This window comes from Brevundimonas sp. P2_A6 (genome assembly GCF_056404975.1).
On the sequence record NZ_JBFUCZ010000005.1, the window covers coordinates 47,285 to 60,373 of the forward strand.

11 protein-coding genes are annotated in these 13,089 nt (G+C 68.2%); 10 read left to right on the top strand and 1 reads right to left on the bottom strand.

Annotation, left to right across the window (positions count from 1 at the left end):
* Positions 1-331 precede the first annotated feature (331 nt).
* The 10 genes from AC1DW4_RS12435 (at position 332) to panD (ending at position 10,968) form a co-directional block, all read left to right on the top strand.
* Positions 332-793, top strand: coding sequence for a division/cell wall cluster transcriptional repressor MraZ (locus tag AC1DW4_RS12435; protein ID WP_477017581.1), 462 nt, complete (start codon positions 332-334; stop codon positions 791-793).
* A complete protein-coding gene (gene rsmH / locus AC1DW4_RS12440) occupies positions 790-1,740 on the top strand; it encodes a 16S rRNA (cytosine(1402)-N(4))-methyltransferase RsmH (RefSeq protein ID WP_477017582.1) in 951 nt (316 codons plus the stop codon). Before AC1DW4_RS12435 ends, rsmH begins: the two co-directional genes overlap by 4 nt.
* Entirely contained in the window at positions 1,737-2,156 is a 420-nt protein-coding gene (gene ftsL / locus AC1DW4_RS12445; RefSeq protein WP_477017583.1) for a cell division protein FtsL, read from the top strand. The genes rsmH and ftsL overlap by 4 nt, the downstream gene beginning before the upstream one ends.
* Positions 2,153-3,901, top strand: coding sequence for a peptidoglycan D,D-transpeptidase FtsI family protein (locus tag AC1DW4_RS12450; protein ID WP_477017584.1), 1,749 nt, complete (start codon positions 2,153-2,155; stop codon positions 3,899-3,901). The genes ftsL and AC1DW4_RS12450 overlap by 4 nt, the downstream gene beginning before the upstream one ends.
* Positions 3,898-5,349, top strand: a complete 1,452-nt coding sequence (locus AC1DW4_RS12455) for a UDP-N-acetylmuramoyl-L-alanyl-D-glutamate--2,6-diaminopimelate ligase (RefSeq protein ID WP_477017585.1) — start codon at positions 3,898-3,900, stop codon at positions 5,347-5,349. The genes AC1DW4_RS12450 and AC1DW4_RS12455 overlap by 4 nt, the downstream gene beginning before the upstream one ends.
* Positions 5,342-6,757, top strand: coding sequence for a UDP-N-acetylmuramoyl-tripeptide--D-alanyl-D-alanine ligase (locus AC1DW4_RS12460; protein WP_477017586.1), 1,416 nt, complete (start codon positions 5,342-5,344; stop codon positions 6,755-6,757). Before AC1DW4_RS12455 ends, AC1DW4_RS12460 begins: the two co-directional genes overlap by 8 nt.
* Positions 6,757-7,866 (top strand): phospho-N-acetylmuramoyl-pentapeptide-transferase, encoded by a 1,110-nt coding sequence (mraY, locus tag AC1DW4_RS12465; protein ID WP_477017587.1) that lies wholly within the window; start codon positions 6,757-6,759, stop codon positions 7,864-7,866. Before AC1DW4_RS12460 ends, mraY begins: the two co-directional genes overlap by 1 nt.
* A 4-nt stretch (positions 7,867-7,870) precedes the next feature.
* Complete coding sequence (gene murD / locus AC1DW4_RS12470) at positions 7,871-9,313, top strand: UDP-N-acetylmuramoyl-L-alanine--D-glutamate ligase (RefSeq protein ID WP_477017588.1); 1,443 nt, start codon at positions 7,871-7,873, stop codon at positions 9,311-9,313.
* A 6-nt stretch (positions 9,314-9,319) separates the two neighbouring features.
* Entirely contained in the window at positions 9,320-10,510 is a 1,191-nt protein-coding gene (locus AC1DW4_RS12475) for an FtsW/RodA/SpoVE family cell cycle protein (RefSeq protein ID WP_477017589.1), read from the top strand.
* 101 nt (positions 10,511-10,611) lie between these two features.
* On the top strand, positions 10,612-10,968 hold the full coding sequence (gene panD / locus AC1DW4_RS12480; protein WP_477017590.1) for an aspartate 1-decarboxylase: 357 nt from the start codon (positions 10,612-10,614) through the stop codon (positions 10,966-10,968).
* Positions 10,969-11,137: 169 nt separating this feature from the next.
* On the opposite strand, the gene dxs is transcribed toward panD, so the two are convergent.
* Positions 11,138-13,048 carry a 1-deoxy-D-xylulose-5-phosphate synthase gene (gene dxs, locus AC1DW4_RS12485; protein WP_477017591.1) on the bottom strand — a complete coding sequence of 637 codons (1,911 nt, stop codon included), beginning with the start codon at positions 13,046-13,048 and terminating at the stop codon, positions 11,138-11,140.
* Positions 13,049-13,089: the final 41 nt, after the last annotated feature.

Consider the following 13,089-nt stretch of genomic DNA (forward strand, 5'->3'; position numbering starts at 1 on the left):
TCGCCGAAGGCGATGGGGAGGTGGATCCGGAGCGCAGCGTAGGAAACGGAGGGGTTCTGGAAGCCCCACCACCATTAACCCTTTGGCCCGAAACGCGGCGCACATTGCCCACAGGCTGTTAATACTTGCCATGTTCTGTGTATGTTCACGGTCTATGCAGTGTAACCGCGTGGTCACGGGTCAATCGTGGTTAAAGAGACCTTCACGATCCCATTGAGACCCAGTTCATCCCATGCTATCCCAGTCCCGTGATTTGGGGATTGGCGGCGTCGGCACTTCAGGCGCGGGGATGATGGGGGAGCGGGCCCAAGGCGGGCTCGGTTAGGCAGGCGTGTTTCTCGGAACCAGTGAGAAGCAGCTGGACGGCAAGCGCCGTCTCCTGATCCCGCAGGAATTCCGCACGTCCGCGAACGGGGCCGAACACGGCGTCTTCTGTTTCTTCTCGGTCGAGTCCGACTGTCTGGAGGCCGGCGGCGACAAGCTGATGGCCGAATATGTCGCCATGATCGAGGCGCTGCCGTTCGGCGACGACTGGCGCACCGCGCTGGAAGAAACCGTCTATGGCGGCCAGAAGCAGCTGGCCTATGACGGCGGCGGCCGCATCACCCTGCCCGAAAGCCTGTGCCAGGAAGCCGGTCTGGATGAAGACGTGGTCATCGTCGGCATGGGGCCCCGCTTCCAGATCTGGGACCGCGCCCGCTGGTATGCGCGCAAGGACGACCGCCGGGTTCTGGCGCGCAAAGCCATGCGCGAGCGTGGCGACGCCCGCCGCACCACGGGCGGTGATCAATGAGCGGCCCTCATGCCCCCGTCCTGCTGGCCGAGGTGATCGAGGCACTCGCCCCGACGCCGGGCGATGTCATCATCGACGCCACTTTCGGGGCCGGTGGCTATACCCGCGCGATCCTGGCGACCGGCGCGACCGTCATCGCCCTGGACCGCGACCCGACCGTCCGGCCCCACGCCGAAGCCGTCGCCAACGATCATCCCGGCCGGTTCACCCTGGTTCAGACCCCGTTCTCGGGTCTGGCGCAGGCCTTCGCCGACAGCGGAATGGAGCGTCTGGACGGCGTGGTCTTCGACATCGGGGTGTCGTCGATGCAGCTGGACGAGGCCGATCGCGGCTTCTCCTTCATGCGCGACGGCCCGCTGGACATGCGGATGTCGCGCGAAGGCGACAGCGCCGCCGACATCGTCAACACCTGGGATCACGGGCCCCTGGCCCACATCCTGAAACAGTACGGCGACGAGCGTCAGTCGGGCCGGATCGCCACCGCCATCCTGCGCCGCCGCATCACGCAGCCTTTCACGCGGACGCTGGACCTGGCCGATGTCGTGGAGCGTGCCCTGGGCGGCCGTCGCGGTGCCCCCACCCATCCCGCGACCCGCACGTTTCAGGCCCTGCGCATCGCTGTGAACGACGAACTGGGCGAACTGACCGCCGGGCTGGAAGCGGCCGAGGCCACCCTGGCACCGGGCGGGCGGCTGGCCGTCGTGACCTTCCATTCGCTGGAAGACCGCATCGTGAAGGCTTTCCTGACCGAACGCACAGGCAATGCGCCCGGCGGATCGCGCCATGCCCCGATGGCGGTGGAGACCCGCAAGCCCAGTTTCACCCTGTCGTTCAAGGGTGCGCGCGAGGCGGGCGAGGCCGAACTGGCTGGAAACCCCCGCGCCCGCTCGGCCAAGCTGCGCGCCGCCGTGCGCACCGACGCCCCGGCCTGGAAGGCGGCCGCATGACCCGCAATCCGGTCCAGGCCCTGTTCGACTGGAAGGTCCGCGGCATCCGCTGGATCGAGATCATCGGCTTCGTCGTCGTCGGGGCCCTGGTCTTCTCCGTCTATATCGCCAAGGCGGCGGCCGCCCGCGAGAGCGCCGAGATCGGCCGGCTGGAACGCGACATCGCCGAGACCGGCCAGCGGGTGCGTCTGCTGCGTGCCGAGGCCGCCCGTCTGGAACAGCCGGGCCGGCTGGAAGCCCTGTCGCGCGGTGCCGGGCTGGCCCCCGTCGCTGCGGCACGCCAGGCCGACGAGGCTCAGCTGACCAACCTCAAGCCCGCGCCCGTGCCTGCACCGGCCGCTCCCGCGCCCGTGGCCGAGGTGCCCGCGCCTGCGGCCGATTCCGCTGCGCCCCCAGTCGAGGAGGAGCCGCGATGAGCGTTCAGGACCACCGCTTCTATCGCCCGCCGACCACGACCGCGCGTCAGGCCCGGCCCATCACCTCGACCGTCTCGCCCTGGCTGCGCTGGGCGGCCGAAGCGGTCTGGTTCGTTGAACACGCCTTCGAGCGCGCGCACGCCGACGCCCGCCCTGAAGAAGATACCCGCGTCCGCATCTTCGTGATCCAGATCGTCTTCGCCGTGGTGTTCAGCGGACTGGCCATCGGAGCCGCCCACGCCGCCCTTTTCGCCCCGAAGAACGGCGGCGGATCGGTCGCCATGGCCGGGGCCCTGACGCGCGGCGACCTGACCGACCGCAACGGTGCCCTGCTGGCCACCAATATCGTGCACTACGGCCTCTACATCGACCCGTCCGAGGTCTGGGACCGGGACGCGGCCTTCGCCGCGATCCGCCGCGCCCTGCCCGGCGTATCGGCCACGAAGCTGCGTCGGGTGCTGGATGGCGACCGTCGCCTGATCGTCCAGCCCGGGCTGACCCCCGCCGAGCGCCAAGCGGTCCACGCCCTGGCCCTGGGTGGCATTTCGTTCGAGCCCGAGGATCGTCGCGTTTATCCGCTGAACGCCTCCGCTGCACATCTGATCGGCGTGGCGGACACCGGGGGCCAGGGAGTCTCCGGGGCCGAACTGGCCTTCAACGACGACATCCGCGCGGCGGGCCAACGGGGTCAGGACTTCGCCCTGTCGATCGACCTTCGCGTCCAGGGCGTGCTCGAGAACGAACTGAACGCCGTCGCGTCCACCGCCGGGGCCAAGGGCGCGGTCGGGGTCGTGGCCGATGCCAAGACCGGCGAGATCCTGGGCATGGCGTCGTGGCCGACCTATGACGCCAACAGGCGTGGCGCGGCCACCGACGATCAGGCGCTGAACCGCGTCACGTCGGGCCACTACGAGATGGGGTCGGTGTTCAAGACCTTCACCATCGCCGCCGCCCTCGACACCGGCCAGGCCGACATGAACACCATGCTGGACGCCTCGGCCGCCTATCAGATCGGCAACCGATCGATCCACGACTTCCATGCCACCAACCGGGTCCTGTCGCTGGAAGAGGTCTATCTGCATTCCTCCAACATCGGCACCTCGCGGCTGGCGGTCGAGCTGGGGTCGCAGGGGATGCGGGATTATTTCCAGCGGCTGGGCCTGCTGGACGCCGCGCCGATCGAGCTGAAGGAAAGCGCGCGCCCGCGCCTGCCCCGCGACTGGTCGGATTCCACCCGTGCCTCCATGTCGTTTGGATACGGCATCATGATCACGCCGCTGCAGATGACGGCGGCGACCGTGGCCCTGGTCAATGGCGGCCTGTATCGCCCGATGTCGTTGCGCCGAGGTGGAGCGGGGGTCGAAGGGCGGCGCGTGATCAGGCCCGAGACCTCGGCCGAAGTCCGCCAGTTGATGCGCGCCAACGTCCTGCGCGGCTCGGGCAAGCAGGCCGACGCGCCGGGCCTGCATGTCGGGGGCAAGACCGGATCGGCCAACAAGCTCGTCAACGGCCGTTATGACCCCAGCCACGGCATCGGATCGTTCGCCGCCGTCTTCCCGTCGGACGGGCCGGACGATGCGCAGCGCTATGTGATCTTCGTGCTGATCGACGAGCCGAGCCAGGGGTCGCGGCTGGGTGGAGCGATCGCCGCGCCGGTCGTCGGCCGCGTCGCCGACCGCATCGCCCCCTTCCTGGGGCTGGCCCGCCGCTTCGATCCGCCGGCAACCACGGTTGCCAACCCGTGAGCGCGATCCGTCTGTCCGACCTGCTGCGCCGCGATGTCGCCGCCGATCCGATGATCACTGGCGTCACGGCCGACAGCCGCAAGGTCGCGCCCGGATCGCTTTTCGTCGCCCTGCCCGGGACCGCCGCCGATGGCCGCGCCTTCATCCCACAGGCCCTGTCGCAGGGGGCTGCGGCCGTCCTGGCCCCGCAGGACACGCCAGACGGGGCCGCGCCCCTGCTGGTGCGGTCGGGTGACGTGCGCCGCGCCTACGCCCTGGCCGCGCGCGGTTTCTATGGCACCCAGCCCGCGACCTGCGTCGCCGTCACCGGCACCAACGGCAAGACCTCGGTCGCCGCCTTCTGTCGCCAGATCTGGGCCGCGCTCGGCCTCAAGGCCGCCAGCATGGGCACCCTCGGCGTGGTGGCCCAGGCAGGATCGATCAGCGAAAGCCTGACCCCGCCCGGCCTGACCAGCCCCGATGCCGGGGATGCCGCGCGTCTTTTGGCTACCCTGGCCGAGGGCGGCGTGACCCACCTGGCGCTGGAGGCTTCGTCCCACGGCATCGATCAGCGCCGCCTGGACGGGGTTACGCTGAAGGCCGCCGCCTTCACCAACCTGACCCAGGATCACCTGGATTATCACGGCGATATGGACGCCTATCGCAACGCCAAGCTGCGGCTGTTCGAAACCCTGTTGCCGCGCGGCCGGACCGCCGTGCTGAACGCCGACAGCGACGCCTACAACGCCTTTGCCGCCGCCTCGATCATGTCGGGCCTGGGCGTCATGGGCGTGGGCGAACGCGGCCGGGACCTGTCGCTGATCGAGCGTCGCGCGGTTCCTGAAGGGCAGCGCCTGATCCTCGACGTGCGCGGCGACCGCCACGATGTGCTGCTGCCTCTGGCCGGCGCGTTTCAGGCCTCCAACGCCCTGGTCGCAGCGGGCCTGTGCATCGCCGCCGGCGAGGACGCCGCCAAAGTGCTGCACGCCCTCGAAAAGATCACCGGGGCCGCCGGCCGCCTGCAGCGCGTATCCGGTGGGCGGGGCGAAGCCTATGTCGACTACGCCCACACGCCCGACGGGCTTGAGACGGTGCTGAAGGCGCTGCGTCCCCACGCCACCGGCCGCCTGATCGTCGTGTTCGGCGCGGGCGGCGACCGCGACAAGGGCAAGCGGCCCCTGATGGGAGAGATCGCCGGACGTCTGGCCGACATCGTCATCGTCACCGACGACAACCCTCGCTCCGAGGATCCGGAGGCGATCCGCGCCCAGGTCCGCGCCGGCTGCCCCTTCGCGCTCGAGATCGGCGACCGCCGCGCCGCCATCCGCGAGGCCGTCGCCACGATGCGCGACGGCGATGTGGTCGTCGTCGCGGGAAAAGGGCATGAACAGGGTCAGATCGTGGGCGGGACGACTCACCCGTTCGACGACGCCACTGAACTCGCCGAGGCCCTGCGCTTAAATGCCTGACACCCTTCCGTCCCTCTGGACGGCCCAAGACATCGCAGCGGCCACGGGCGGAAAGATCGAGGGCGGGGTCTTCGACGCGAACGGGCTGACCTACAACAGCCGCGAGATCGAGCCGGGCGACCTGTTCCTGGCGCTGAAGGGCGCGCGTGACGGGCACGACTTCGCCGCCAGCGCCTTCGCCGCCGGAGCCTCCGGGGCCCTGGTGGAACGTCCGGTCGACGGCGGTCCCTGCATCGTCGTGCCCGACACCCTGCGCGCGTTGGAGGCGCTGGGGGCCGCCGCTCGCGATCGCGCGCCCCATGTCCGACGCGGGGCCGTGACCGGCAGCGTCGGCAAGACCAGCGTCACCCAGGCGATCAAGGCGGGTTTGGACCTGGCCGGTCCCGCCCATGCCTCGATCAAGAGCTACAACAACCACATCGGCGTGCCGCTGACGCTGGCCCGCATGCATCCGGCGGTAGAGCGCGCCGTGTTCGAGATCGGCATGAACGCGCCGGGCGAGATCGCGCCCCTGTCGAAGATGGTCCAGCCCCACGCGGCCTGCGTCACCACCGTCGGCCCGGTGCACATCGAGGCCTTCGCCGACGGCGAGGCCGGGGTCGCTCGCGAAAAGGCCGCGATCTTCCAGGGGCTGGGGCCGGGTGGCCTGGCCGTCATCAACGGCGACAATCCGTGGGAAGACCTGCTGCATCAAGCGGCGCTGCACGTCGGGGCCCGCGTCGCGACCTTCGGGTCGGAAACAGCGCACGACGCTCGACTGATCGACTTCACCCCGAACGCCGAGGGTGCCCGCGTCACGGCCGAGGTCTATGGCCGCACGCATGTCTTCCCGCTTCGACAGTCCGGCTTTCACTGGGGGCTGAACAGCCTGGCCGTCATCCTGATGCTGGACGCGCTGGACGTGCCGGTCGAGACGGCGCTGGAGGCTCTGGCCCATTTCGAGCCGCTGAAAGGCCGGGGCGAGACGCGCGTCGTGCATCTGCCGCGCGGGGCATTCACCCTGATCGACGAGAGCTACAACGCCAATCCGCTGTCGATGAAGGCGGGCTTCCTGTCCCTCGGCGCCAAGGCGGTCGAGCGGGACGGACGGCGCGTCGTGGTCCTGACCGACATGCTGGAACTGGGCGATCAGGCGCAGGCCCTGCACGCGGGCCTTGCCCCCGCGATCGAGGCCGCCGCCATCGATGTGGTCCATGCGGCGGGTCCGCAGATGCGGCACCTGTACGACGCCATCAGTCCCGAGCGCCGGGGCATCTGGGCCGAGAGCGCGTCTTCGCTGGCAGATCAGGCGGCCGATCTGGTCGGGCCGAGCGACATCGTCATGGTCAAGGGCTCCAACGGGTCCAAGGCTTCGCTTGTCGCGGCGGCGCTGCTGAGGCTAGAGCGAGACACTTCCCGGGGGGCCTAATGTTTTATCTGCTCTATCTGTATTTCGGCGACGCGGCGAAGGACTACCCGCTGCTGAACCTGGTCCAGTACCAGACGGTGCGTGTCGCCCTGGCCATGGCCACGGCCATGATCGTGGCCGTCATGATGGGCAGCCGCTTCATCGCCTATATGCGGGTCAAGCAGGGCAAGGGTCAGCCGATCCGCGCCGACGGCCCCGTCAGCCATCTGTCCAAGGTCGGCACCCCCACCATGGGCGGGCTGATGATCCTGGCGGGCATCGCGGTCGCCGTGCTGCTGTGGGGCGACCTGACCAACCCCTACATCTGGATCGTCTCGGCCGTGACCGCCGCCTTCGCGGTGCTGGGCTTCGTCGACGACTATGCCAAGGTGACGAAACAGACCTCGGCCGGCCTGACCTCCAAACAGAAGCTGGTGGCCCAGGTGATCGTCTCGGTCATCGCCGGCGTCCTGGTCGTGCTGTGGACGACGCGGTCGCCCACCTCGCCAGGTCTGGAGACGTCCATCGCCTTTCCGTTCTTCAAGAACGTGCTGTTGAACATCGGCTGGTTCTACGTCGCGTTCGTGGCCTTCACGATCGTGGGCTTTTCGAACGCGGTGAACCTGACCGACGGGCTGGACGGCCTGGCGATCGTGCCGGTGATGATGGCGGCGGCGGCGTTCGGGGTCATCGCCTATCTGGTCGGCAACTTCATTTTCGCGGACTATCTGGGCGTCCACCATGTGCCGGGGTCGGGCGAGCTGGCCATCTTCTGCGCCGCCATCATCGGCGGGGGGACCGGGTTCCTGTGGTACAACGCCCCGCCGGCCAAGATCTTCATGGGCGATACGGGCTCGCTGGCCTTGGGCGGCGCGCTCGGCTCCATCGCCGTCGCCACCAAGCACGAGCTGGTGCTGGGCATCGTCGGCGGTCTGTTCGTGATCGAGGCCGCCTCGGTCATGATCCAGGTCGCCTATTTCAAGGCCACCAAGAAACGCATCTTCCTGATGGCCCCCATCCACCACCATTTCGAAAAGCTGGGCTGGCCGGAATCGACCGTGGTCATCCGCTTCTGGATCGTCGCCGCCATGCTGGCCCTGGTCGGGCTTTCGACGCTGAAGCTGCGGTAGGCCGATGATCCCCGTCCCGGGCTATCAGGGCCGCCGCGTCGCCGTCTTCGGCCTGGGCCGATCGGGCATCACGGCGGCGCGGGCGCTGAAGGCGGGTGGGGCCATCCCCATCCTTTGGGACGACGGCGTCTCGGGCAGGATGCAGGCCGAGGCCGAGGGCTTCGTCGTCGAGGACCTGACCACCGCCGACTGGTCCGGTTTCGCCGCCCTGGTGCTGTCGCCCGGCGCGCCCCTGACCCGTCCCAAACCCCACTGGACGGTCGACAAGGCCCGTGCCGTCGACGTCCCGGTCATCGGCGACATCGAACTGTTCGCCCGCGCGATGGCTGCCATCCCGGAGGCTGAGCGCCCCCGCGTAGTCGCCATCACCGGCACCAACGGCAAGTCGACGACCACCGCCCTGATCGGCTGGGTGCTGAAACAGGCGGGCCTGACGGTCCATATCGGCGGCAACATCGGCATCGGCGTGCTGGCCCTCCCGGCCCCGACACCGGACGCCGTCTACGTCGTCGAGGTCTCCAGCTATCAGCTGGACCTGACCACCAGTTTCGCCCCCGACGTCGCCATCCTGACCAACATCAGCCCCGATCACCTTGATCGCCACGGCGGGATGGAGGGCTATGTCGCGGCGAAGAAAAGGATCTTTGCTAACCCCCAGGCCGATCGAGCCAGCGCGGCTATGATCAGTAACGATGACGTCTGGAGCTACTGGATTGCTGACGACATAAATGACGATTGGGCCACTGCCTGTGTCAGCACGCGCGCCGCGGGAGACTTCAGCCGAGAACCTCTCAACGCCTTCAGCAGCGGTTTCGGCTTTCGCGCCGTGGACGGTGTTCTGACGATGGAACGGCGCGATAACTCGCAAACAATCGCTGACATGCGCAACGCGCGTTCGCTCCCGGGACGTCACAATGGCCAGAACGCGGCTTTTGCCTATGGCGCGGCCGTTCGCCTGGGTGTTCCGCATGAGGCCGCCGTCGAAGGCCTGATGACCTTCCCCGGCCTGGCCCACCGCATGGAGACGGTCGGCCATCTCGGCGCCGTCCGCTTCGTCAATGACTCCAAGGCCACCAACGCCGACGCCGCGCGTCAGGCCCTGATGTCCTATCCGACCAGCTTCTGGATCGCCGGGGGGCGGGCCAAGGACGGCGGGATCGAGGATCTGCGCGACCTCTTCCCGCGCGTGACCAAGGCCTATCTGATCGGAGAGGCCGCCGAGGATTTTGCCCGGACCTTGGGCGACACCCCCCATGTCATCGCCCATGACATGGCCACCGCCGTCGCCCTGGCCGCCGCTGACGCGGCACAGGCGGGCGGAGATCAGGTCGTCCTGCTCAGCCCCGCCTGCGCCAGCTTCGACCAGTTTCCCGATTTCGAGGTGCGCGGAGAGGCGTTCCGGGCCGCCGTTCTTAACCTCGGCGCTACCCCTTCGGTTCATGGTTGAGAAACCATGACCGACGCGACCGCCCCCTATAGCCATCCGTTCTCGCGCAACGACCCCAGCCCGATCGCCCAGTGGTTCTGGACGGTCGATCGGGCGCTGCTGGGCGCGGCCCTGACGCTGATCGGCCTGGGCGTGGCGCTGAGCTTCGCGTCCTCGCCCGCCGCCATCCTGGCGGACGAATCGATCACCGACCCTTTCCACTATTCCTGGCGCATGATCGTCTGGGCCACAGGCGGCGTCGGTATCATGCTGACCCTGTCGCTGCTGAGCCCTCGCGGCGTGCGCCGTATCGCGGTTCTGGCCCTGCTGGGCGCCATCGTCGTCATGGCCATGCTGCCGTTCATCGGCGACACGGTGAAAGGAGCCGCGCGCTGGGTGAACCTGGGTCCGTTCAGTCTTCAGCCTTCCGAGTTCGCCAAGCCCAGCCTGATCGTCTTCGCCGCCTGGATGTTCGCGGAGGGCAAGAAAGGCCAGGGCGTGCCCGGCGTCTCCATCGCCTTTGGCTTCTACATGGTCGTCGTGGCCCTGCTGCTGATCCAGCCGGACATCGGCCAGACCCTGCTGATCACCACCACCTTCATGGCTGTCTTCTTCATGGCGGGTGTGCCGCTGCGCTGGGTCGCGGTGCTGATGGGGGCCTTCGCGGCGGGGACCACGGCCATCTATCTGTTGTTCCCCCACGTCCAGGCCCGCGTGGCCAAGTTCGTTTCCCCCGGCATCGAGGACACCCATCAGATCGACCGCGCGTCCCAGGCCATCCGCGCCGGCGGCCTGGTCGGGCGCGGCATCGGCGAGGGAGTCATGAAGCGCTCCGTGCCCGACCTGCACACCGACTTCATCTATTCGGTCGGGGCCGAGGAGTTCGGCCTGATGCTCAGCCTGACTATGATCGCGCTGTATGCCTTCATCGTCATCCGGGGCATGCGCAAGGCGATGAAGATGAACGATCCGTTCGAACAGACGGCGGCCGCAGGCCTGTTCATGCTGATCGGGCTGCAGGCCTCGATTAATGTGGCGGTGAACCTGAACCTGATCCCGACCAAGGGCATGACCCTGCCCTTCATCAGCTATGGCGGATCGTCCATGCTGGCCATGGGGGTGACCATGGGCTTTGCGCTCGCCCTGACGCGTCGTCGGCCCGGTGCCTATGAGCCGGGGGCCAGCCTGGCCCGGCCGCGCCGTCTGCTGATGCCCTGATCGACGCGGCATCGCGATTGATGCCGCACTGCGAAATCCCTATATGAGCGGCCTGCGAGCGGGGGCCAATCGCCCCGCGTCACGATCGGACCGCACTCCCCATGCTGGTCACCATGATGAAGTCCAAGCTGCACCGCGCGACGGTGACGCAGGCCGACCTGGACTACGAAGGCTCCATCGCCATCGACGGCGATCTGCTGGACGCGGCCGGGATATTCCCGAACGAACAGGTCGATGTGCTGAACATCACCAATGGTGCCCGCTTCACCACCTATGCGATCGAGGCCCCGCGCGGATCCAAGGTGATCGGCGTCAACGGCGCGGCCGCGCGTCTGGTGCAGAAGAACGACAAGGTCATCGTGGTGACCTATGGCCAGCTGGAGCAGGAAGAAGCGCGCCAGTGGTCGCCGACGGTCGTGCTGCTGGATGACGGAAATCAGGTGAAGAAGGCGGCGTGAGCCTTTCCTTCTCCCCTTGCGGGAGAAGGTGGCTGAGCGAAGCGAAGTCGGATGAGGGGTGACTCCCGGTCCGGCCGGTGAGCTGTCTGTCCCGCTCATTTCGCCTGCGTCGTCGTACCCCTCATCCGGCCCTGCGGGCCACCTTCTCCCGCAAGGGGAGAAGGGAAGGTCAGGCCCTCACCGCGCCCCTTGCCGCATCGACCCCCAGCGCCTTCAGCGCGGCCGCCGCGATGTGATCCGCGTCCAGCCCGGCGGTGACGTACTGCGCGGCGGGCGCGTCCTGGTCCTGGAAGACGTCGGGCAGGTGCAGGGTGCGGATCTTCAGGCCCGTGTCCAGCGCGCCTTCCGACGCCAGGAACTGCAGCACGAAGGCACCGAAGCCGCCCATGGCCCCCTCCTCCACCGTGATCAGCGCCTCGTGCTCTCGCGCCAGACGGGTGATCAGGTCGTGGTCCAGGGGCTTGGCGAAGCGGGCGTCGGCGACGGTGGCCGAGATGCCGTGGGCGGCCAGCAGGTCGGCGGCCTTCAGCGATTCCTGCAGGCGCGTGCCGAACGACAGGATGGCGACTGCCGTGCCTTCGCGGACGATGCGGCCCCGGCCGATCTCCAGCGGAGCGGCCAGTTCCGGGATCTCCACGCCCACGCCGTCGCCGCGCGGATAGCGGAAGGCCGAGGGCCGGTCGTCGATCTCGCAGGCGGTGGCGATCATGGCGGCCAGATCGGCCTCGTCCGCCGCCGCCATCAGCACCATGCCGGGCAGAGCGCCCATGTAGCCGATGTCGAAGGAGCCGGCGTGGGTCGAGCCGTCGGCCCCCACCAGACCGGCGCGGTCCATGGCGAAACGGACCGGCAGTTTCTGGATCGCCACGTCGTGGACGACCTGGTCATAGCCGCGCTGAAGGAAGGTCGAATAGATGGCGCAGAACGGCTTCATGCCGTCCGCCGCCAGACCGGCGGCGAAGGTCACCGCATGCTGCTCGGCGATGCCGACATCGTAGGTGCGCTTGGGGAAGGCCTGGCCGAACAGGTCCAGACCGGTGCCCGACGGCATGGCGGCCGTGATGGCGACGATGGTCGGATCGATCGCTGCGCGCTTGATCAGTTCGGTGCCAAACACCTTGGTATAGCTGGGCGCATTGGAGACGGACTTGGACTGCTTGCCCGAGACGACGTCGAACTTGACCACGGCGTGCAGCTTGTCGGCGCTGCTTTCGGCCGGGGCATAGCCCTTGCCCTTCTGGGTCACGACGTGGACGACCACCGGACGGTCGGTGATGGCGGCGGCGTTCTTCAGGATGGGGACCAGATTGTCCATGTCGTGGCCGTCGACCGGCCCGATATAATAGAAGCCAAGTTCCTCGAAGAAGGTGCCGCCAACGATCATGCCGCGCGCGTATTCCTCGGCCTTCCTCGCCGCCTCGCGGAACGGGCGCGGCATGTGCTGGACCACCTCGCGGCCGAACTTGCGGAAGTTCTGATAGGCTCCGCCCGAGACCTGCTTGGCCAGATAGGCGCTCATGCCGCCGACGGGGGGCGCGATCGACATGTCGTTGTCGTTGAGGATGACGGTCAGCTGACCCGTCGTTTCGGCCGCGTTGTTCATCGCCTCATAGGCCATGCCGGCGGACAGCGACCCGTCCCCGATAACGGCCACGACCTTGTTCTTCTTGCCCTGCTGATCGCGAGCGGCGGCGAAACCCAGGGCCGCGCTGATGGAGGTCGAGGCATGGGCCGCGCCGAAGGGGTCGTATTCGCTCTCGGACCGCTTGGTGAAGCCGGACAGCCCCCCGCCCATGCGCAGGGTGCGAATACGGTCGCGGCGACCGGTCAGGATCTTGTGCGGATAGCACTGGTGGCCGACGTCCCAGATCAGGATGTCGTCGGGCGTATTGTAGACATGGTGCAGGGCGACGGTCAGTTCGACGACGCCAAGGCCGGCCCCCAGATGTCCCCCGGTGGTGGAGACCGCATCGATCGTCTCGGCCCGCAGTTCGTCGGCCAGTTGCCTCAGCTGGGCGGCGTCGAACCCGCGCATGTCGGCGGGGACGTGAACCTTGTCGAGAAGCGGAGTGTCGGGCATCGAACGCGCAAACCTTGGCTTTATTGTCTGTTTGTCGGCCG

Excerpts from the sequence above, each read along its gene's own strand:
- rsmH (WP_477017582.1), top strand. The coding sequence starts at position 790 with ATGAGCGGCCCTCATGCCCCCGTCCTGCTGGCCGAGGTGATCGAGGCA.
- ftsL (WP_477017583.1), top strand. The coding sequence starts at position 1,737 with ATGACCCGCAATCCGGTCCAGGCCCTGTTCGACTGGAAGGTCCGCGGC.
- AC1DW4_RS12450 (WP_477017584.1), top strand. The coding sequence starts at position 2,153 with ATGAGCGTTCAGGACCACCGCTTCTATCGCCCGCCGACCACGACCGCG.
- AC1DW4_RS12460 (WP_477017586.1), top strand. The coding sequence starts at position 5,342 with ATGCCTGACACCCTTCCGTCCCTCTGGACGGCCCAAGACATCGCAGCG.
- mraY (WP_477017587.1), top strand. The coding sequence starts at position 6,757 with ATGTTTTATCTGCTCTATCTGTATTTCGGCGACGCGGCGAAGGACTAC.
- murD (WP_477017588.1), top strand. The coding sequence starts at position 7,871 with ATGATCCCCGTCCCGGGCTATCAGGGCCGCCGCGTCGCCGTCTTCGGC.
- AC1DW4_RS12475 (WP_477017589.1), top strand. The coding sequence starts at position 9,320 with ATGACCGACGCGACCGCCCCCTATAGCCATCCGTTCTCGCGCAACGAC.
- panD (WP_477017590.1), top strand. The coding sequence starts at position 10,612 with ATGCTGGTCACCATGATGAAGTCCAAGCTGCACCGCGCGACGGTGACG.
- dxs (WP_477017591.1), bottom strand. The coding sequence starts at position 13,048 with ATGCCCGACACTCCGCTTCTCGACAAGGTTCACGTCCCCGCCGACATG.